At 36.5% G+C, this 23,351-nt stretch carries 14 protein-coding genes; 13 read left to right on the top strand and 1 reads right to left on the bottom strand.

Annotated elements, in window-relative coordinates; translation table 11 throughout:
* The first annotated feature begins 421 nt into the window (after window positions 1-421).
* The 12 genes from QUE18_RS02360 to QUE18_RS02415 all read left to right on the top strand — a co-directional run bounded on the left by QUE18_RS02360 (window position 422) and on the right by QUE18_RS02415 (window position 19,650).
* The gene (locus QUE18_RS02360) at window positions 422-2,692 is read left to right on the top strand and encodes a S8 family peptidase (RefSeq protein ID WP_009203224.1); all 2,271 of its coding nucleotides are present in this window, start codon (window positions 422-424) and stop codon (window positions 2,690-2,692) included.
* Window positions 2,693-2,707: 15 nt separating this feature from the next.
* Window positions 2,708-5,026, top strand: a complete 2,319-nt coding sequence (locus tag QUE18_RS02365) for a leucine-rich repeat domain-containing protein (RefSeq protein WP_009203223.1) — start codon at window positions 2,708-2,710, stop codon at window positions 5,024-5,026.
* Window positions 5,027-5,041: 15 nt separating this feature from the next.
* The gene (locus QUE18_RS02370; protein WP_009203222.1) at window positions 5,042-7,948 is read left to right on the top strand and encodes a leucine-rich repeat domain-containing protein; all 2,907 of its coding nucleotides are present in this window, start codon (window positions 5,042-5,044) and stop codon (window positions 7,946-7,948) included.
* A gap of 234 nt (window positions 7,949-8,182) precedes the next feature.
* Complete coding sequence (locus QUE18_RS02375) at window positions 8,183-10,405, top strand: NEAT domain-containing protein (protein WP_009203221.1); 2,223 nt, start codon at window positions 8,183-8,185, stop codon at window positions 10,403-10,405.
* 73 nt (window positions 10,406-10,478) lie between these two features.
* Window positions 10,479-12,017: an NEAT domain-containing protein gene (locus QUE18_RS02380; RefSeq protein ID WP_009203220.1), complete on the top strand. Its 1,539-nt coding sequence runs from the start codon at window positions 10,479-10,481 to the stop codon at window positions 12,015-12,017.
* Between the two features lie 2 nt (window positions 12,018-12,019).
* Window positions 12,020-12,922: a heme-binding Shp domain-containing protein gene (locus QUE18_RS02385; protein WP_009203219.1), complete on the top strand. Its 903-nt coding sequence runs from the start codon at window positions 12,020-12,022 to the stop codon at window positions 12,920-12,922.
* A complete protein-coding gene (gene isdE, locus QUE18_RS02390) occupies window positions 12,888-13,931 on the top strand; it encodes a heme ABC transporter substrate-binding protein IsdE (RefSeq protein WP_009203218.1) in 1,044 nt (347 codons plus the stop codon). Before QUE18_RS02385 ends, isdE begins: the two co-directional genes overlap by 35 nt.
* On the top strand, window positions 13,932-14,993 hold the full coding sequence (locus QUE18_RS02395; RefSeq protein WP_009203217.1) for a FecCD family ABC transporter permease: 1,062 nt from the start codon (window positions 13,932-13,934) through the stop codon (window positions 14,991-14,993). It begins immediately after the preceding gene.
* Complete coding sequence (locus tag QUE18_RS02400) at window positions 14,983-15,792, top strand: ABC transporter ATP-binding protein (RefSeq protein ID WP_009203216.1); 810 nt, start codon at window positions 14,983-14,985, stop codon at window positions 15,790-15,792. Before QUE18_RS02395 ends, QUE18_RS02400 begins: the two co-directional genes overlap by 11 nt.
* A gap of 19 nt (window positions 15,793-15,811) precedes the next feature.
* On the top strand, window positions 15,812-16,228 hold the full coding sequence (locus QUE18_RS02405; protein WP_008394101.1) for a YbaN family protein: 417 nt from the start codon (window positions 15,812-15,814) through the stop codon (window positions 16,226-16,228).
* Window positions 16,221-17,984 carry an ABC transporter ATP-binding protein/permease gene (locus tag QUE18_RS02410; protein ID WP_009203215.1) on the top strand — a complete coding sequence of 588 codons (1,764 nt, stop codon included), beginning with the start codon at window positions 16,221-16,223 and terminating at the stop codon, window positions 17,982-17,984. The genes QUE18_RS02405 and QUE18_RS02410 overlap by 8 nt, the downstream gene beginning before the upstream one ends.
* 1 nt (window position 17,985) lies before the next feature.
* The gene (locus QUE18_RS02415; protein WP_009203214.1) at window positions 17,986-19,650 is read left to right on the top strand and encodes an amino acid ABC transporter ATP-binding/permease protein; all 1,665 of its coding nucleotides are present in this window, start codon (window positions 17,986-17,988) and stop codon (window positions 19,648-19,650) included.
* A gap of 156 nt (window positions 19,651-19,806) precedes the next feature.
* Here the strand turns inward: QUE18_RS02415 and pepT are convergent, their stop codons facing one another.
* Window positions 19,807-21,030: a peptidase T gene (pepT, locus tag QUE18_RS02420; protein WP_009203213.1), complete on the bottom strand. Its 1,224-nt coding sequence runs from the start codon at window positions 21,028-21,030 to the stop codon at window positions 19,807-19,809.
* 737 nt (window positions 21,031-21,767) lie between these two features.
* Here pepT and QUE18_RS02425 point away from each other — a divergent pair.
* Entirely contained in the window at window positions 21,768-23,318 is a 1,551-nt protein-coding gene (locus tag QUE18_RS02425; protein ID WP_008394106.1) for an L-lactate permease, read from the top strand.
* Window positions 23,319-23,351 lie beyond the last annotated feature (33 nt).

Here is a 23,351-nt window from a genome sequence, read left to right on the forward strand (position 1 = left end):
TGAACATAAGAATACAATATGGTAAAAATAAAACAGAACATGAACCTTCGGTGAGTGTAAAATAATAGCTAACAAAAAGAAAAAGAATCTAAGAGTGCGATCTTGGGTTCTTTTTCTTTTTTATCTACAATGGAAAAATAACAGATAAAAATTCAGATTTTTTGTCTGTATCAAAAAAATAAAATGAGAAAAACTCTTATTAACAATAATTTTGTTGCATCAATGCAACTTCAGAAAAATTAAAAAAAGAACGTAAATATCAAGAAAGTGAAAATTTTGTGAATTTTTCACTTTCTTTTTTTGTTCTCTTTGAAAAATTTGTTGTGATTGACATGAAAATAATAGTTATGGTAAATATTAGTCAAAACTAACTTTAAAAATATTATAAATTGATTACAACAAGGGAGGAAAAGAGAAACTTATGAAAAATCGTTTTTTAGCATTATTAATCTGCGCGATTTTGGTATTTTCAATTATTCCATTTGGAAAAAACATAAAAGCATCACAGACAAATAATAATGCAAAACAAGTAAATACGCCAGAACAGATGGCTGCAGTTATGAGAGAAAAAGCAAATAATAATACAGCCAGAATGAAAGGAAAAATAACTCAATCTCAGGTCAATGAAACGATTAAACAAAAATTGATCGTAAAAACAAGAGATGAGATTGAAAATACTTATGGTGCTAACAGTGTGTACTACTACACAGTGGGAAATTACCAGATTTTGTTTTATGACTCTGCAGAAGAGGCAAAGAATGCATGTGAGAAGTTAAAAAAGGATCTTCCAGGAACAACAATATTTCAAGATATACCAATCACACTAAAAGAAGCAGCAAAAGATAATGGATCAGATGAAGTGGCGGCATACGATGGAATTAAAAAAATGGGAATGGATCAACTTAAGGAAGAAAAAGACAGTTGGAAAAATAAAAGTGCCAAAGTTGCCGTGATCGACAGTGGAATTAATGTGGATCATCAATGGTTTAAGAACAGGCTAGATCGAGAAAACAGTATAAATCTTGCGTTGGATGAAGGAAATGAAGATGATAAAACGAAGCCAGCATATAGTGATACAAAACAAGGACATGGAAGTCATGTCGCAGGGATCATTACGCAGGCAACACCAGAAGAAGTACAAGTCATGGCAATTCGAGTATTTAGTGCTCTTGGTACAGCATCCTATGCAACGATCACAAATGCGGTGGATTATGCAGTAGAACATAAAGCAGATATTATTAATATGAGTCTTGGATTTGAAATAATGTCAGGATTTGAAAATGATCAGATAACTCTAATGGATGAAGCGTTTGCAAGGGCATTTAAAGCAAATACAACAGTATGTGCTGCGTCAGGAAATGAATACACAGATACTTCTAAAAGTTATCCAGCGAGCAGTCCATGGACGATCGCAGTTGGATCATTTGAGCCAGATGCAAAAGGTAACCTGATTCGTTCAGATTTTGCCAATAATGGAGAACTACTTGATTTTGTTGCACCAGGAAGAAATATCTATAGTGCATGGATCAATGGAGAAGAATCAACCAATACGATAAGCGGGACTTCTATGGCAACACCCCATATGGCAGCGGCAGCAGCTTATGTCAAAATGAAACATCCAGATTATAATCAAAGGGATGTATATGCGGCGTTTAAAGATAATGCAGTAGATCTTGGGGAATCTGGAAAGGATACAGAGTTTGGATATGGATATGTACATTTGGAAAAATATAACACAAATGAAGCAGCAGAATCTAAAGACGGAAAAGAATACCAGGCAATCTCAGCCCCGGCACAAATAAATAAAACAATGAATGATTCAGGAAAATCATTTACAATTGACGCAAAAATAACAAGAGGAAACGGAAATCTCACGTATGAAACAACAAATGAGAAAATTGCTACGGTCAAAGATGGAAAAGTAACGATCGTTGGACGTGGAAAATGTAATATCGTGATCAAAGCATCCGAGACAAAAGAGTATAAAGAAACAGAAGAAAAAGTAACGATCAAGATTGATAAAGGTTATCAAAAGATCAAAGTTCCAGTTACCTCATATAAGAAATATGTTTCAGACAAAAACTTTAAGTTAGAAGCATATGTTGAAGCACCAGGAGATGGGAAAGTTGAATTTATTGCAAATGAAAATGATGTTGTAAAGGTAAGCAAGGATGGAGAAGTGACGATTCTTGGACCTGGAACAGCAAGAGTATACGCAGTGGCAACAGGAACAAACAACTTTAACAGAGATATCAGTGATGCGATTGTGATCACGGTAGAAGAAGATAAGAAATCAGATCCTGATATAAAAAACAATGTTGAAAATACAACAACAGCAATGCAAAATGCAACAACACCAGACACAACAACAGTGATTCAAAATACTTCAACAACGAACACAAAAATAGCCGTGCCAAGAGTCGTTGTAAAAAAACTAAAAGCAGGAAAAAAACAGATCAGATTAACATGGAAAAAACAATCCAAAGTATCAGGATATGAAATACGATATGCAACAAAAGCCAATATGAAAAAGGCGAAACGGATCAAAGTAAATGCCAAAACGGCAAGTAAAACGATCAAAAAATTAAAATCAAAGAAACGATATTATATTCAGATCAGAGCATATAAAACAAACGATCACAAAAAGATTTATGGAAATTGGAGTATAAAGAAAACATTAAAAACCAAATAACAGGAAGGAAAAGAAATGAGAAGAAGGAAGTTATATAGAGGATTGGCAGTTGCATTTTCAGCAATCCTTCTGGCAACAAGTAATCCAGCAACATTACAAAATGTTGCTGCAAAAGGAATTCATTTACAAAAAAAAGCAAAGGCAAAGATGATCCTGGAAGATCCGACGGAGAATGGAGCTTATACATTATCAATGACGATCAACAAAGAAGGAACATCTGAGGAATCAATGCTAAGCGGATTTATTGATCCAAAGATTAAAGTTACTGTTCAGGATGGAAAGACATGGGTAAATATCCTTAGTACAACATATGCAGATATGATGTACGATATCACACTTGGAGATTCAGAAGGAAATTATAAAACATCTGAAAAAACTCCAGTAGGAGAAAAAAATTCTGCGGACACTTATAATATGTATGAGTATAAGATTCAGATCAATAAATTGTCAGACATCACAAAAATCGCAGTATTGGCAGAACCTATGGGAGGAAGCAGAGACAATATAGGAAATTATGAAAAATATACAAAAGCGGATATAGAAGATATGTCGATCGAGAGAGGATGGACAGGCTTTGATGCCATCAAAGATCAAGATCAAAAACCAACAGGAAAAGAAGCACTGAATCAGGCGTTGATCGATTATGGACTGGATAAGAATAATGATGGAACTGTCACAAAAGAAGAAATTCAGCAATACAAAGGTGACAAGATGGAATTACAGAATTGCAATTTAAGTAATGAAGGATTGGAATTGCTCAAGTACCTTCCGGAGTCTGTGACAACCCTTGATCTTTCTTATAATAACATAACTGAGCTTCCATCAGATCTGTTGATGATGATGCCACAATTAGAAAATTTCTATATGGAAAATAGTAAACTTACGTCTATCCCAAAAGGATTCTTCAAGAGCAACACAAAACTTAACTGGATCGCATTGGATGGAAACGAGATTACAACATTAGAAGATGGAACATTCAAAGGACTAGATCAGCTGACGATCTTAGGACTCGAAAACAATAAGATTTCAAAAGTTGATAAGAATGCCTTTGAAGGTATGAAAAAAATAGAACAGCTGAGTTTATATGGAAATAATCTCACAACATTAGAAGATGGAAGTCTCAAACCATTGGCAGGATCATTAAAAATGTTGTTTTTACAGGAAAATAATATGGAAAGTCTTCCAAAAGCAGTAGAGGATTGTTCCTCATTGACGGAACTGCATGCATGGGATAATGGAATGAAAGATATCAGCAAAGTTGATTTTTCAAAACTTCCGGAATTGACAGAATTAAACCTTATGCATAATGAGATAACACAGATTCCAGAAAATGTATTTGCAAAAAATACAAAACTTGATGGTTTGGATCTGTTTGATAATGATTTGACCTCTGTATCACCAGATATTCTTCCAAATGGAGTTAGTCTAAGGAAACTGGACCTTAAATTCAATAACATGCAGATCATAGATAAAAAGCTGATCAATAAAAGCCAGTCATATAATAAATTTTATCCACAGAAGTCCGCAATGGAATTAAGACTAGAGAAAAGCGGTGATCAAGAGATGAAATGGTCACAGCAGTTAAGTGCGTTGGATTTGATGTTCTGGTATGAAGAAACAAATGATGCAAAGAAAAAAGAACTTCAGTCAGTTGATGAATATAAAGAATATCTGAAAGAACAAGGATATGCGGAAGGCGATTTTACAAAGACATTAAAAGATTTGTCATATCAGTGGGATATCGTAACCAAAATTCAAAAGAAAGACACAAATGGAAGATTTGTAACGATCGATCAAAGAATCAATGAGGGAAAAGCAGACGAAATGGATGGTTCTTTCAAGTTTACAGAAGATGGAACGTATCGAGTTGTAAAGGATGTTTATGGTTACATGAGTTCTATGAGAAATTTCTTATTTGAAGCAAAATCAAATGAAGTAACAATTGAAAATAAGAAAGAAGACAAGAAGGAAGATAAAACAACAGCAACAACGCCAACTTCGCAAATAACAACAATAAAGAAGAAAGAAATACAAATAGCAAAACCATCAAGGGTTGTAAAGCTTAAAATAAAAAAATCTTCAAAGAGATCTGTGAAAATAAGCTGGAAAAAGCAGAAAAATGCATCAGGATATGAAGTTTACAGATCAACGAAGAAGAATAAATCGTTTAAGAAGATCACAACATTGAAAAAAGCTGGAAAAGTAATTTATGTTAATAAAAAACTGAAGAAAGGAAAAACATATTATTACAAAGTACGTGCTTATAAAGTAGTATCTGGCAAAAAAGTATACGGAAAATTTTCAACGATCAAAAAAATTAAGATCAAAAAATAATCTACAAAGGAGAAAATGATGAGAAAAAGAGTATTAACATATTCACTGGCAGTAGCACTGGCAGTAGCAATGGCAGTTCCACAGACAGTAATCTTATCAACAGGTATTGTACAGGTAAAAGCGGCAAATACAGAAACTGGATTAAAAACAGGAATTGCGATCACAAAAGCAGAATGGGGAAAAAACTGGTCAGGAACAGAAAATTATATTAAATTTACTGAAATGGATAAATATGCATCTACTTCTTCAGATTATTGCAGTAAGATCAATAAAGTTGTAGTGAACGACAAGGAATATCCAGTTTATGATGAAGAAGGAAAAGATAATTATTATTCAATGACATATTCTGATGGATTTTGTGTATATATGGGATCGATCAAAGATGGCGAAAACACAATTATTGTTTCAGCAAATGGTTACAAAGATAAAAAGATCATTGTGAATGTCGACAAAACAGCAAAAACAGTAACTTTCGTTTCACAGATAGATTTGAAATCAGGAGATGCAGTGATCGATAAAAATGCGTTAAATAATATGATCACAGCAGCAAAAGCATATACGAAAGAATCGGCATCTGATGAAAAATGGAATGCATTCCAGGAAGCGATCAAAACAGCAGAAGATGTATATAATAAAGAATCTGCAACTCAGGATCAGATCGATCAGGCAGTTGCTGCATTAAGGGAAGCAATTGATACGTTTAAAAAAGAAGATCCAACATTAAATCCAACAGAAGATGGTGTATATACAGTTACACTTAAAGCAACAAAACAAGGCAGCAAGGAACCCTCTTCCTTAGGTGGATATTTTGAAGGAAAAGCAAAACTGACAGTAAAAGATGGAGAAATGAAATTATCCATGTTAAATATCTCCATGGCGAAATACTTACTTGACTTCACATTAGAGACAGATGGAACGTTTGCCCAAGCAACAAAAGAAGCGTATGGGGATGCAAATAGTGATGGTTCTTATGATGCATATGAATATACAATGAGCATTAAAGATCTGAGCAAAATACATACAGCGGCAGCTTTAGTATCCGTTATGGGATCTGAATCTGATAAAGGTAACTATGACAAATATATGAAAGCGGATATCACATTCACATCTTTGGAAAAAGGATGGAAAGGATATGATAAAAAAGATGCGAACCAGACCCTGGTTGATGCATTGATCGAAGCAGGAGCTGATACGAACAATGATGGAGAAATTACCCAGGAAGAATTAGCAGCATTTAATGGAGACGAAGGAAGTCTGGATTTATCAAACAAGAATTTGAGTAATATCGATCTGTTAAAAGGTTTATCAGATAAGATTAAAGAATTGGATCTTTCAGGAAATAAGATCACAGAAATTCCAGAGGGATTTTTTGATAATATGACAAATCTTGAGTATGTAGATTTGAATTCAAATCATATAAAAGCTCTTCCAGAAAATGCGTTTAAAAATACAAAAAAATTGAATTGGATCAATATAAGAGCAAATAATCTGACGGAGATTAAGAAAGATACACTGTCAGGATTGGATAAATTAGTATATCTTGAACTGGATAATAATAGTATCACGTCTGTAGAGGCTGGGGCACTGGATGGAGATACAAGTCTAAAGCAGCTATCCATTTCAGGAAATGAATTAAATGCATTACCAGATCATCTCTTAGATGATGCTGGAGATACGATTAATTTTATTGAATTATCCAATAACGAGTTTGTAAAACTTCCAAACTGTATCAATGCAGCAACAAAGAAATTGCGAAAGATCAGTGCATTCAATAATGCATTAGAAGACATTTCGAATATTGATTTTACAAAGATGTCAAATCTTGAGGAGGTTAATTTCTACAAGAACTATATTGCTCAAGTGCCAGATGGAACATTTGCAAAGAATAAAAAACTATATTCTGTAGATTTCCACGATAATCAGATCTCCAATATTACAGAGAAGGCATTTCCTGAAACATTTGAAAACGATTATGATGGAGTACTTCACAAGCTTGATCTTACGTTAAATAATATCAAAGTTGTGGATCCGGCAGTGATGAAAAAATCAGACACAGCGATCAATAAATTTTATCCACAGAAGAACGCGATGAATCTGGAACTAAAGGAAGATAACGGTCAGAAGATTAGTTGGAGCCAGGATTTAAGTGTATTAGATCTTGCATTCTGGTTTGATAAGACAGCAAGTGACGAAGCCAGAGAAATAGAAACGGTTGAAGATTATAAAGATATGCTGGAGCAGAACGGATGGAAAGATAAAAATATCGTAGAAGTTATGGATGAAAAATATGACTGGGATATTATTACAGAAGTTCAGAAAAAGAATGCAGATGGTACATGGGAGACAGTTAAAGAAGATACAGAAACTGATCAGGCAGAAGAATTAAAAGGGAACTTTAGTGTATCAAATCTGGGAACATACAGAATAAAGAAAGTCTTAAATGCGACATTAAATGGAACAAAACAATACCGTTTTACTGTATATTCAAACGAATTAGCAGTATCTAAAAACGATGATAAAAAACCATCAAATACAACAGCCGAACAGAAACCATCAAGTGCAACAACTGAACAAAAGCCATCGGATACAACAACGACACAAAAATTATCAATGACAACAGTGAAAGATATTCTTAAGAAAGTGTCAAAGATTAATCTGCAAAATCTGAAAAAACGTAAGGTGCGTATTACATGGAAGAAAGTAAAGAATGCAGATGGATATCAAGTTTATCGAGCAACAAAGAAAAACGGAAAATATAAGCTTGTTAAGGTAGTAAAAGGTAATAAAAAAGTAAGTTACACAAATACAAAGTTAAAGAAAAATAAAAAATATTACTACAAAGTTCGTGCTTATCGTACAGTTAAAGGTAAGAAAGTATATGGTGCATTCTCCTCAAAGAAAAGCATATTGATCAAAAAATAAATGAGAAGAATTATCAATAAAACACAAGGGGTTGCACGCCTGCAACACCTTGTGTTTTATTGATAAATGGCAGAAACACGTGTTTTTTTAAAGAAATTTTAAATTTAAAATATCAGATATGAACGATTTTGAAAAACTTGTTTTCGTTGACGGAGAATATTGATGCATGATAAAAAAGAAGTGAGTTAATTAAAACTAACCGATAATGCCTATAAATTAAGAGAAGGAGAGATTATGAGAAAAACTAAATATCATATAAAGAAAAAAATCATGCCATTATTGTTAGCTGTTGCAATGGCTGGAACAGCGACACCCATATATGTAGCACATCCAGCAATTGTAAAGGCAGCAGTGTCTAATGCATTTGGAACAAACAAAATAAGTTTGTCAGCTGGTTCTTATACAGTTCCAGTGTCGTTAAAAAAAGCAGATGATGTTGAACAGAATTCAATGGCGGCCGGGGCTGTAGGTGAAAATGCAACATTAGAAGTAGCAGAAGATGGAACAGCAAGTTTAGAAGTTGAATTAAAAGCATTAAATCTTTATGGAATGACAGGTGCAGCAAAGGATTTAAAAGTTTATCAGGGAAACGATACAAAATCAGAAACAAAAGATGTGACTGTTGAGAAAACAGATGAAGCTGGTAATCCAACAAAGATTAAATTTACAATTCCAGAGAGTGCAAAGACAACCGATGGTATCTATCTTCATATGATGATCAGTCCGATAGCAAAGGAAACAGATGCATTTTTAAAGGTTGATTATGCAAGTCTTAAGGGAAATGAAAACGTATCAGATGGAACAAAAGAAAATACGATTCATATTGCACAGTTCGGTGGATACGATATTAAAACAACTGTTACATACAAAGATGGAAAAGTGACAGATCTTCAGATTAAAGGAGAAAATTTCGAAGGAAAATATGCTAAAGAAAATGAAAATATCTACCTTCCAAAAGCGATCAATAAAATCAAAGACCAGATACAAGGTCTAGATATCACAGATCAGAATTCCTTTGACAAAGTCGATACAGTGTCTGGAGCAACGACAAGTGCTTCCGCGATTAAAAATGCAGTTATGGAATCTCTAGGATTAACATCAAAAGAGGAAGTTCTTGCACCAGCACCAAAAACAGTGGAAGAAGGTACTTATGGGATTCAGATGAAAAACATGACAAGTACAGTAGAACATAGCTTGTCTGCAGCAAATTCTGAGAATAAAGTAACAGCAACATTAAAGGTTGATAAAAATAGAAAGATGACATTATCATATCCAGTGGTTACAAAAGAAGCAATGGATGTATTAGCTTTTAATGGGTATTATAATGGATCAGATCTGACAAAAGAAGGATCCGAAGAAACAAAAGATGGAGAGAGTGTAACAACTGTAAATATGCCATTAACAGGTGATAAACCAGAATTAACTTATAAAGCAAACTTTAAATTGTATGTACCAGCAATGAGCAATTTAAGTGGTGAACATGGTGGAATTACATTTGATCATGGAAAGTTTGATACAGATGCTCAGATCACGTTATATTGGGATACATTAAAAGAAAAGAAAGACAAAGAAGTACTTTCTGATGGAATCTACAAAGTAGATGCAAAGATGTTAAAAACAAATGGAAAACATCTATCAATGGCAAATGATGCGATCGCACATAAAGTAAAGTTAACAGTAAAAGATGGAAAATATTATGTCACATTAAACTTAAAGGCAATGAATATTCCATTCGGTGGACAGACATTCCATGGATACTTAAACAAGATCCAGTACATTGAAAATGGAACAGAAAAAGACGTTACAGTTGATCAGATTCAGAAAAACACGAATGGTGACATTGTATCCGATGAATTTGGAAGCAATTATCCTGATCTTGTAACATTCCCATTGACAGATGAAGCTGTAGAAACAGGAATCGCACCAATGCAGGTATTTATACCAATTATGGACAGCATTGCATCAGGAATGGGAACTCAGAAAATGAATCTTTCCTTAGATTTTACATCAGTCGTTAAAACAACAGCAGATGATAAAGATTTTAGCAGTGAAGATGTAACAGAAGAAGCACCAAAGAAAGAGGAACAAAAACCATCAACAACAGTTCAGAAGCCAGTTGCAACAGTCCAGAAGCCAACTGCAACACAGACGACAACGACTGTAAAGTTAGTAGCAGTCACAGGTCTGAAAGTTAAGAATTCTTCCAAGAAAACGGCAACAGTAACATGGAAGAAAGTCAAAAGTGCAACAGGATATATTGTATATCGTGCGACAAAGAAGAATGGTAAATACAAAGCAGTTAAGACGATCACAAAAGCTTCGACAACCAAATTTAAAAATAAGAAACTGAAAAAGAAAAAGACATATTATTATAAAGTCCGTGCAATTAAAAAAGCAGGAAAGAAAGTAACATACAGTAAATATTCAAAAGCAGTTTCTGTAAAAATTAAAAAGTAACAGGAAACAAATGATAAAGCCGCTGTAAACCTACAGGGGCTTTATAGTCCCCATAAAAGAGTAGAAAAAAATCATGAAAAAAGCACAATATTTTCGTTTTATCAGCTGTGTCATTTCCGTTATATTATGCTGTCTGGCTGGTGCTGCATTTGTAGATCATAAGGCAGCAGCGGATGAAAAAAATACATTAGAAGATGGAACTTATACTATGCAAAGTTTCTTAAGAAGTGCCTCATCAGATCAGGCTTCTATGGGAAATGCAGGGATTGTTCAGCCAATACAAGTGATCGTAAAAAATGGAACGTATACAGTAAGAGCAGAATGCAAGGCACTGAGTACAAAATTAGGAAAGCTTGATTTTACAGGATATCTTGCTCAGATGTCTTATTTTCCAAACTGGAAGACAACATCTGGAAAGATCGAGGCACCAGAAAATGAAACACCGATCCCGATAAATATAGAATCATATTTTGAAAATACATATGACAGCTATAATGATCCTAAGACAGGGACAGATTCTAAGGTAAAAGGGAAACTATATCCACATTACATGAATTTTCCAGTGAATTATCAACAAGAAGAGATGTGGGTTCAAGTTTATGTGCCTGTTATGGAAGCAATCAGCAAAGGGAGTGGTCTTCAATATGCAAGATTTCAATTTGACTGGAGTACATTAAAGAAGGTAAGTGACGAGACGAAAATTGAGTCATCTGTTACAACACAGCAAGACAAACAAACAACAACTACAGCAAAGAAAAGTCAAGTTAAGAAAACTACAACAAAGAAATCAAAGCTAAATATAAAGAAATTAGAAGATGGGGTTTACAGTATTTCTGGCAAGATGTTAAAGACAGATAAGAAGACAGAGTCCATGGCAAATGAAGCAATCAATCACAAGATAAAACTCACAGTCAAAAATGGAAAATATGATATAACACTTGATTTTAAAGGATTGAATATTAGTTCAAGTTACGGCTATTTAAGCAAGATCAAATACTTTACGAATACTTATAAGATCGATCAATATAAGGTACCAACAGGTTCGTTAAAAAATGTAACCGTGGATTCTTATCAAAAAGACACAAAAGGAAAGAAAGTCAGAGATTCTTATGGAAGTGATTACCCAGACCAGGTAACATTTCCATTGATATCAAAAGCAAAAAATGACGGATATGTTCCATTACAAGTGTTTGTTCCGATTATGGATGCGATCAGTCCGGGAAGTGGTACACAGGCTGTATATCTGAAATTAGACCTTAATTCTATAAAGGCAGTAAAAAATTCAAAGGAATTTGTATCAAATGATAAAAATACAGAAAAAAGCAGTACTACAATGACAACAAATTCTTCAAATACTTCTTCAGCAGGAAGTCATGAGAAAGTTACGATTCAAAGTTCAAAATTACCAGAGACAACACAATCCAATGTACAGGGACAATCAGCTGTGGAAGAAAGAAGTCTTAATACTGATCAGGTTTCAACATCAACAAACAGTGGAAGTCAGACATTACAGGAAGATAAGGAAGAAACACCGATCATAGTACCATCGATCATGAGTGTATTACTTTCTATTCTAGGTATAGTTTATAAAGTGAGGAGCTGGGGATTATAAAAATGAAAAAACATATTGTTCAATTAAAAAACTGGATATTGATTCTAGTGGTGCTCCTGTCTTTTGAGAGTCTTTCAAAAGATGTAAAAGCAGCATCAGGAAATGTCTACAGTTGTCAGATTGCAAGAACATATGAGCATCCCGTGACTGGAAAAGTAGAAGATTCTGGAGGAAGTTCATCGAAAGCAACTGGGCAGGGAATGGTCGAAGGAGCAATATCATCCAAAGGATTATTGGAAGTAACAGACTCTGGGGGTTATTATCTGACATTTCGTATAAGTCTCGTAGATTATACATCTGATCTGAGTTTTTCCGTACAGAAACGAGGAGCATCAGGATTTCAAACACAATCTGTAACACAGACAGCGACAGGAAAAGATAATAATGGAACAACAAAAGATTTAAGGATCAAACTTCCATCCCAAGACAGTATCATCCGTTGTTCCATGTATGTAAAACCAATGGGAAGAAACGTCATCTTCTATTTCTACCCAGGTAATTATACTGCAGGGAATTCCGTAGGTATGAAGGCTTTGATGGTCACAACATCATCTTCCGATACGCAGACATCAAACAACAACCAGACAACAGCTGACACAAATAATACAGCCAGCCAACAGACAACAACTGCATCCCAAGGAGCTGCAACACAAAGCAGTGACGATTCCTTAAGCAACGCCCAGGGACTTAGTTTATCTACGGCACCGAAGACGACCACAAAGAAGAAAACATCTTCTGAAAAGTCTGTGGGAACATGGATTTTGATCTTAACGGTTTCTATGACATTTTCAGGATTGGTCTTACTTGGAGTGGCAGCGACGATCGTTTACTATTACCGCAAAAACTGGGATAAATGGGGTGGTGATCAGGATGAATATGATGAGATTTACAACGATGAAAACTAAATTAAGAAAATATCCGAGCATTTTTTTGATCCTGTTGCTTGCAATTTCCTCTTGTTTCCTGACAGGTTGTGTAAACCAGCACCCAAAAGACAGCAAAAAGAGCAGTCAGGGAGAGAGCGTGGAAACTATGCTTGAGATCACAGATCCAAAGGAAAAACAGGCAGTGTTAAATGCAAAGGCGAAAGTCAAAGCATTGTCAGGCAATCCAAGGATCGTCGCAACATCTCCGGCTGTTGCAGATATTTGTGACAAGCTGGATCTTGATCTTGTCGGTGTACCAAAGAGCAGTGTTTCCAAAATTCCATCAAGATACAAAAAGGTAAAGAAAGTCGGACTTGCCATGAGTCCCGATATGGAAATCGTATCTTCTTTAAATCCTGATTGGATCTTAGCTCCTTCTTCTCTGGAAACCGACTTAAAACCAAAGTTTGAAGAACTGAAGAATACGGAGTATGCATTCTTAAATCTAAGAAGTGTGCAGGGAATGTACCGTTCGGTTCAGGAATTAGGGGAAATCTTTGGGAAGCAGCAGGAAGCCGAGAAGATGACCAAAGAGTTTACAACATTTTATAAAAGTTATACAAAACGAAATAAAAATAAAAAACATCCCAAAGTTCTCGTACTGATGGGACTTCCAGGAAGTTATGTCATTGCGACAGAGAATTCCTATGTTGGAAGTCTGGTCAAACTTGCTGGTGGTGAAAATGTTTACCAGAATACGGATCAGGAGTTTTTAACCGTCAATACCGAGGATATGAAGAAGAAAGAACCAGATATCATTGTCCGTGCGGCACATGCACTTCCAGATCAGGTGACAAAAATGTTTAACGAAGACTTTGAAACTAACGATATCTGGAAACATTTTGAAGCTGTGAAGAACAAACGGGTTTATGACCTGACATATGAATACTTTGGAATGAGTGCAAACTTCAAATATAAGAAAGCATTAAGTGAATTAGAAAAAGATTTTTATCAGAATACAAAAGGAACACAGGAGGTGAAAGAATAAATGTTTTTCAAGAAGGTAAAAAAAGCAGACCTTGAAGCAGTTAGTTCGAGAAATGCCGATCAGGAGAGGCAGGAAAATAAAATGATGCGAGCATGGATTTCCTTTGGGGTTGTCATTATATTGTTAATTCTTTTATTCTTTGCCTCTATTAATATCGGAAGTCTGAAAGTTGGATTTGGGGAGCTCCTTTCTGGTCTGTTTGTCAAATATAACAAAGACGTGGCAACGATCTATGATCTGCGTTTTCCACGAATCATCATTTCAATGTTAGCAGGAGCGGCCATTGCGGTTTCTGGTGTGTTATTCCAGGCGGTATTGAAAAATCCACTGGCAGATCCGGGAATTATCGGTATCTCAAGCGGGGCAAGTTTTATCGCTATCATTATTACGGCATTTGCACCAACACTATATTTCTTCACACCGATCGCAGCATTTGCAGGTGGTGTGGTCGCATTTTTCATGGTGTATTGTTTGTCATGGAAGGGTGGCTTAAGTCCGATGAGAATTATCTTAACTGGTGTGGCAGTAAACAGCTTATTTACTGGGTTATCCAGTGCCTTAAATTCTATGTCCGGCGGGGACAGAACTGGTGTGGCAGCAATCGTTGAGGCGAATATCACACAGAAGACATGGGATGATGTCACAACATTGCTTCCATATGTGGTTGCAGGATTATTCCTTGCAATGTTATTTACACAGGAATGTAATCTGTTATCTCTGGAAGATAAAACCGCAAGAAGCTTGGGAGTGAATGTCAATGTCACAAGAATCGTGATCTCACTTGTTGCAGTCTTACTTGCAAGTATTTCCACAGCCGTTGCAGGTGCGATCAGCTTCCTTGGATTGATCGTTCCACATATCGGAAGAATTTTAGTCGGAAGCAACCATAAGATGCTGATCCCGTTTTCTGCATTTTTTGGGGCATTTACCTTTTTGCTGGCAGACACGATCGGACGTACGATCGCAGCACCAAATGAAGTCAGTGCTGCCGTGATCATGAGTGTTGTCGGTGGTCCGTTCTTTATCTTACTATTAAGGAGGTCTGGAAGATATGGCAAATAAAGAAGAACTCCTTGCAAGATTACAAGAAGAGAAGCCAGCGATGGAAGTCAGGGACTTATCCTTTGCATATGGAAGCAATCAGATTCTAAAAGATATTTCCTTAATGATCAAAGAAGGTAAGATCACAACGATCATGGGAGCCAATGGATGTGGAAAATCAACACTGTTTTCTCTAATGACAAAGAATCTGAATCCAAACCGTGGAAAAGTTTTTCTGCATGGAAAGAATATCAAGAATTTAAAGTTAAATGAATTTGCAAGAAAAGTATCGATCGTTCATCAGTATAATCAGGCGGCCGATGATATCACCGTGGAACGACTGATCTCTTATGGTCGTACCCCTTATATGAAATTAATGGGCGGCAAAAGTGAGGAAGATGAGAAACTGATCGATCATGCGATCGAAGTGACAGGACTTGAGGAATTCAGGAACCGCGAGTTAAGTCAGCTTTCTGGTGGCCAGAGACAGCGAGTCTTTATCGCAATGGCACTGGCACAGAACACGAAGATCTTATTCCTTGATGAGCCAACGACGTATCTGGATATCCGTTATCAGTTGGATATTCTGCGACTAGTCAAGAAATTAAACAGGGAATACGGAATTACGATCGTGATGGTACTTCATGAGATCAATCAGGCCATTCATTTTTCTGATGAAGTCATTGGATTAAAAGACGGAAAAGTATTGGTACAGGGAGATCCAAAGGATGTGATCACAACCGAAAGTATCAGTGAACTTTACGATGTTCATTTAAATGTAGCAGATATCGATGGACAGAAATTTGTTCTGACAGTATAGAATATTAATAAAAAAGGAGATGAAAAATATGAGAAAAAATCCGATCCGATATGTGTGGATGGCACTTGGAATCTTATGTCTGGTGCTTGGGACGATAGGGGTTGTACTTCCAATCCTGCCGACGGTTCCATTTTACATGGCAACAGTGTTTTGCTTTGCAAAGGGCTCAAAAAGACTTCACGATTGGTTTTTAGGGACAAGTCTTTACAAGAAACACTTGGAAAGCTTTGCAAAAGAGAAAGCAATGACGAAGAAAACAAAGAGATCCATCATTGCGATGGTAACGATCTTAATGGCAATCGGTTTTATCATGATGAACAACGTACCGATCGGTCGTGTTGTTCTTGTGATCGTATGGATTTTTCATTTCTTATATTTCGGACTGAAAGTAGAAACTGTCAAAGAAGAGAAAGCAAAGGAAATAATATATGATTAAAACAAGATTGGTAAAATTACTTTCCCATACAAAAAAATATATTGTACAGATGGTCCTGTGGCAGTGGATCGCATTATTAGGGCAGATCGCAGCGATCTTTTCCATTGGAAGAATGGTGGACTGTATTTTGATGCACCAGATGAGTAATCAGGTGATCCTTACAACATTTATGGTTTTGGTGGTTGCAGTAGCGATCCGTTTCTTATGTGATCAGATGGCAACAAGGGCGTCATTTGCAGCAAGTGTTGATGTGAAAAGAATTTTACGAGAAAAGATCTATGAGAAATTGTTATGTTTAGGGGCTTCTTATCGGGAACATGTTTCAACATCAGAAGTCGTACAGATGAGTACCGAAGGTGTGGAGCAGCTTGAAATTTATTTTGGGAAATATCTTCCGCAGTTGTTTTACAGCATCTTAGCACCAGTAACATTATTTATCATTTTATCCTTTATCAGTTTAAAGGCAAGTGCGGTACTGCTGATCTGCGTTCCATTGATTCCGATTTCAATCGTTGCGGTGCAGAAACTCGCAAAGAAATTATTGAATAAATACTGGGGACTATACACAACATTAGGAGACAGTTTCCTTGAGAATCTTCAGGGAATGACAACATTAAAGATCTATCAGGCGGATGAAATGAAAGCGGTTGAGATGGATGAGGAAGCGCAGAATTTTCGTAAGATCACGATGAAAGTTTTGACAATGCAGTTAAATTCAACCAGCGTCATGGATATCATAGCCTACGGTGGCGCTGCTGTCGGAATGATCACAGCGATTCATCAGTATATTGCTGGAAATATCACGATTGGCGGAGCATTGATCATTTTATTGTTGGCTTCAGAATTTTTTATTCCGTTAAGATTGTTAGGATCATTTTTCCACATTGCGATGAATGGAATGGCAGCGAGTGATAAGATTTTTGGACTGCTTGATCTGGAAGAAGGAGAGAGCGGAGAATCCAAGTTTCCACAGGGAGAGTTAGAGATTTCACTTGATGATGTTCATTTTGCTTATGAAAAAGATCGTGAAATCTTAAAAGGAATCACAATGAACTTCCCTGCAAACAGCTTTATTTCTTTTGTTGGGGAATCTGGCTGCGGAAAAAGTACACTGGCAGGGATCTTAACAGCGAGAAATCGTGGATATACTGGAAGTGTCAAGATCGGTGGTGTGGATATCTCCGATATTATGGAAAATGAATTGATGTCCCATATGACGAAGATCACACATAACAGTTATTTATTTGCAGGAACAGTCAAAGAAAATCTTCGTATGGCAAAACCAGATGCAAGCAAAGAAGAGATGGAAGAAGTGTTAGAGAAAGTAAATCTTCTGGCATTTTTAAAAGAACAGGATGGATTACAGACTGTCTTGTCAGAACGCGGGGAAAACTTCTCAGGTGGTCAGAGACAGCGTCTGGCACTTGCAAGAGCGCTGCTGTTTGATACACCGATCTACATATTTGACGAAGCGACATCCAATATTGATATGGAAAGTGAAGAAATGATCATGAATGTCATTCGGGAATTATCAAAGACAAAGATGATCTTGTTTATTTCCCATAGATTATCCAATGTTGTAGATTCTGACTGTATTTATATGATGAAAGATGGAATTGTTGCAGAAGAGGGAACACACGAACATTTAATGCGTAAAAAAGGTGCATACCAGCATTTATTTGATAAGCAGAAGGAACTGGAATCTTATGCTGCAAATATGTCATGGAATGAGTCTTTAAAGAAGAAGGTGGTGTAAGATGGAAAATACAACAAAACAAAGAAGAAGTTCCATAAAGATTATGGGGAAAATGATCGGTCTTGTAAAACCACTGGCACACATTATGACAGCGGCAGTGCTTCTTGGAACCTTAGGGTATCTGTGTGCCATTTTCCTGACGATCACAGCCGGACATGGTGTACTTCTTGCTATGAAAGGGCAGCGTGTGACGAAATATCTGATTATTTTGGTGGTTCTTGCAGTGATGCGTGGAATCCTCCATTATGCAGAACAGTATTGTAACCATTTTATTGCATTTAAACTGTTAGCGATCATCAGACATCAGGTATTTGCGGTACTTCGGAAGCTTTGCCCAGCTAAATTAGACGGCAGGGAAAAGGGGAATCTGATTTCAATCATCACAACCGATATTGAATTATTAGAAGTATTCTATGCACACACGATCTCTCCAATCATGATCGCAATTTTAACTTCATTGATCATGGTTGTATTTATCGGAAGATTTCATGTCTATGCAGGAATCTTTGCAGTCTGTTCTTATCTTCTGGTAGGCTGCGTGATCCCATTAAGAAATGGAAAAAAAGGCGGACAAAAAGGAATGGAATTCCGAAGCGGATTCGGAAACCTGAACAGTTTTGTCTTAGAATCTCTCCGTGGAATAGACGAAACGATTCAGTATGGACAAGGTAAAAAGAGAAAAGCACAAATAAGTGAAAAATCCATTGAATTAGGAAAAATGCAAAAAGACCTGAATCGCATGGAAGCTATGCAAAGAGCTGTCACAGACTTTGTGATCCTTTGCTGTTCGTTTGGAATGTTCTTTTTAATGTATCATTTATATCAGGCAGGAAATGTCACATTTGATGCTATGCTGCTTGCAACGATCGCTATGATGGGTTCTTTTGGCCCAGTAACTGCATTGTCAAGCCTGTCAAACAATTTAAACCAGACATTAGCAAGTGGAGAAAGAGTGTTATCCTTACTCGAAGAAGAACCAATGGTAGAAGAATCAGAAGGAGAAGCTGATATAAGTTTTGAAGGTGCATCCGTAGAAGATGTAACCTTTGCCTATGATGAAGAAGTCATCCTAAAAGACTGCAACATCAATATGAAACAAGGAAAAGTCATCGGAATCTGTGGAAAAAGCGGCTGCGGAAAGTCCACACTGTTGAAACTTCTGATGCGCTTCTGGGATGTAAACAAAGGAAACATAAAGATTTCAGAAGAAAACGTGAAAGAAATCCCAACCAAGACACTAAGAAACACACAATCCTACGTAACTCAGGAAACCGAACTCTTCCACGACTCCATCGCCAATAACATAGCGATCGGAAAACCAGGCGCAGCAAGAGAAGAAATCATAAAAGCCGCTCAAAAAGCCTCTATCCATGACATGATCATGTCCCTGCCAAATGGCTACGACACCGAAGTCGGAGAACTCGGAGACACCCTGTCTGGTGGAGAAAAACAAAGAATCGGAATCGCCAGAGCCTTCTTACACGACAGCCCGATGTTATTACTAGACGAACCAACAAGTAACTTGGATTCTTTAAATGAAGGAATCATCTTGAAATCACTCAAAGAAGAAAGTAAAGGAAGAACCGTAGTACTAGTATCCCATAGAGAATCTACCATGGGAATCGCAGACGACGTGTATCATATGGATGCAGGAAGAGTTTCGTAAAGAAGTGAAAAGTGAAGAATGAAGTATCTTATCTGTAAGTAGTGTATACTGAAAGATTTGAGTGTATAAATAGAGAAAGAACAATGTATTAGGGTCAAGCCGTCAATGAAATTCGTTTTTCTGACCCTAATACATTGTTCTTTCTCTATTTATACATCAACAACCTTCAGTATACAATTTAATCAATTCCACAACAATATCAACACACATATCCATTCCTTCAACGCTAATATGTTCATAAGGTCCATGATAAGCATGTCCACCAGTTCCAAGATTCGGACAAGGAAGTCCTCGAAAACTTAACTGACATCCATCTGTACCTCCGCGAATCGGCAGAACCAATGGAGCTACACCAGCATTTTCACAAGCCTTCTTTGCATTTTTGATCAAATGAGGACAATCCTTAATAATCTCGGCCATATTTTGATACTGATCCGTAATGGTTAAAGTAACGCAACCATTACCCCATTTTTCGTTCATATTTTTCGCGATCAAACGTAATGTCTGTTTCTTCGCCTCAAACAACCCCTGATCATGATCTCTCACAATGTAATGTAATGTTGCATGACTAACATCACCATTCATGTCGATCAAATGATAGAATCCCTCATAATCTTCCGTGTTTCTAGGAGTCTCCATAGAAGGTAGACAAGAGTTGATCTCCATAGCTACAAGTGAGGCATTGATCATCGTATCCTTCGAAGAACCAGGATGTACATTAAAACCAGTGATTTCAAACTCAGCTTTACAGGCATTAAAATTTTCAAACTGGATCTCACCCTCGGTATCGCCATCCAAAGTATAAGCAAAATCAGCATCAAACCGCTTGATATCAAAATACTCAGCACCACTTCCAATTTCTTCATCTGGAGTAAATGCAATGCTGATCGGACCATGAGGAATCTCTTTACTGATCAGACGTTCTACCATCGTAAGAATCTCAGCAATCCCAGCCTTATCATCTGCACCAAGGATCGTTGTACCATCCGATGTGATCAAAGTACGACCCTTGAGAGAAGAAAGATGAGGGAAAACTTTCGGATCAAGAACCAGACTACTATCTCCAAGAGGAAGAGCTTCTCCATTATAATTCTTCGTGAGGATCGGACGGATCGGGTGATCACAGAAATCAGAAACAGTATCCATATGAGCAATAAATCCAATCGCAGGACAGTTTTCATAGCCCTTTGTGGCAGGTAATTTGCCATATAGGTAACATTTGTCATCTAAGTAGACATCACTGAGACCAAGTTCCTTCATTTCATTTTCCAAGACTCGGGCAAGATTAAACTGACAATCAGAAGAAGGGACAGTTTGGCTGTTTTCATTGCTTGGAGTTAAAATTTTGACGTAATTTAATAAACGTTCGTAAGCTTTCATGATTATTTATTCACCTCGTGATAATTTCTTTTGCGTTTTATAAAGTATATAGATAATATAACACATATTTTCTTCAGTTTTGTAAGATTAAACAGTAAAATTAATCTTCAATTTTTTCTATATTGATGAGTGTATCAACCATCGTATTAAACTAGACTCTCGTAGTCTATAGGAATGCACCAGTTGCAGCAATCGGAATTGTATTCAAAGCAAATATGTTTATTACATTTTTACAAATGGGACTAGCCAATGAAGTTCTGCTGATCCCGTTATTGTATCTTTTAAATGCGGTTGCAAGGATTCATGGAGTCATATATGGGCAGGCATTGACGACTATATTGTAGTGATATTGTCCACGATCATATGGAAGCAATATCAAAATAGTATAACGAAAGAAAAAGACTCCGTAAAATAGTTCGAAATACGAAATTTGTGGAAATTGATGAAAAATTAACAAATAAATAAAAAACAGTATTTATACAAATGGCTTAAAATGGTTGGATTGAAAATAGTATGTTTGTAAAAATGCTGCTTTTTTTGTGCAATTTCTACAAAAAAGAAAAGAAAATAGAAAAAGAATAAATCGTTTTGCGAAAAAAATTCCTTGACTTTTTGTCAAATTGGTCCTACCATATAAGTACAGTAACTGGTAGGACCAATCTTACTATGTCGCGTATACGCTGAAAAATAGGATATCGGAACCCGCTCATATTTGAAAAGAAAGGAGAGAACTTAAGATGTTCATTCACTTTTTATTAGCGATGCTTCCTATCATCTGGCTGATCATTGCATTAAGCGGATTAAAGATGGCAGGACATGTAGCCTGTCCGATCGCTTTGATCATTACAGTCATTGAAGCACTTTTTTTATGGAAGCAAAAAATTATTGATGTCCTCACAGGAGGGTTAGAAGGATTTGCAATGGCAATCTGGCCAATCTGTCTGGTTATCGTGGCAGCAGTGTTTACTTACAACTTGGTCGTACATACGAAAAACATGGAACTTATTAAAAAAATGCTTACTTCTGTATCAAGAGATAAACGAGTTCTTGTGCTGATCATCGCATGGGGATTTGGAGGATTTATGGAAGGTATGGCAGGATTCGGAACAGCTGTAGCGATTCCAGCAGGAATCCTTTGCGGATTAGGATTTGAACCAATCTTTGCAGCAACTGTTTGCCTGGTAGCCAATACGACACCAGTAGCATTTGGATCCATCGGAATTCCAACGGTTACAGCAGCAAATGTAACAGGATTTAGTCCACATATGACAGCATCTTATGTTGTATTACAACTTGCGATCATGGTAATTCTCGTTCCTTTCCTTGTTGTTTTCATCACAGGAAAACATGAAGGAGCTAAAGGAATCGGTGATTATAAAGAAATTTTATTTATTACATTGATGTCAGGTCTTTCATTCTTAGTACCACAATATCTGACAGCAAAATTTGTAGGAGCTGAACTTCCAGCAGTTATCGGATCTGTATGCAGTATGGCAGTAACGATCATCCTTGCAAAAGTAATGCTGAAAGGTAAGGCAAGTAAATTTGATGTAGAAATCGAAGATAATGATGATACTACGATGACAGTAAAAGATGCATTTGTTGCATGGAGCCCATTCATTCTTGTATTACTGTTCTTACTTCTGACTTCAACATTAGTACCAGCGATTCATGATCCATTATCAGCGATCAAATCAAATGTACCAATTTATAGTGGAGAGGGAGCAAGCCCATATACATTTACATGGGTATCAACACCAGGAGTGCTGATCTTGATCGCAGCATTTATTGGAGGACTGATTCAGGGATGTCCAGTTGGTGAGATCTTTGTTGTTTTAGGCAAGACAGTGATTCAGATGTTTAAGACGATCATTACGATCATGGCAGTGCTTGCGACAGCTAAGATCATGGGATACAGCGGAATGACACAGTCTATCGCAGATTTTATCGTACGTGTAACAGGAAGCTTTTATCCATTAGTTGCACCACTGATCGGATCTATCGGAACATTCGTAACAGGAAGTTCTACATCAAGCAGCGTACTATTCTCCAAGTTACAGGCAAGTACAGGAGCAGAATTAAATATCAACCAGATCTGGCTGGTAGCTGCAAATACAGTTGGTAGTACCGCAGGAAAGATTATTTCTCCACAGAGTATCGCAGTAGCGACAGCGGCAACAGCAACGGTAGGAAAAGAAAGTGAAATCTTAACAAAGGTTATCAAATATTTCGTATTATTCGTTATCATCTATGGATTAGTTTGCTACTTTGGAGTTAAATTGATCTGAAAATGATAAAGATAAAAGATATTAAAAAGCTAT

Origin of the sequence: Anaerostipes hadrus ATCC 29173 = JCM 17467 (assembly GCF_030296915.1) — a bacterium.
Lineage (GTDB): Bacteria > Bacillota > Clostridia > Lachnospirales > Lachnospiraceae > Anaerostipes > Anaerostipes hadrus.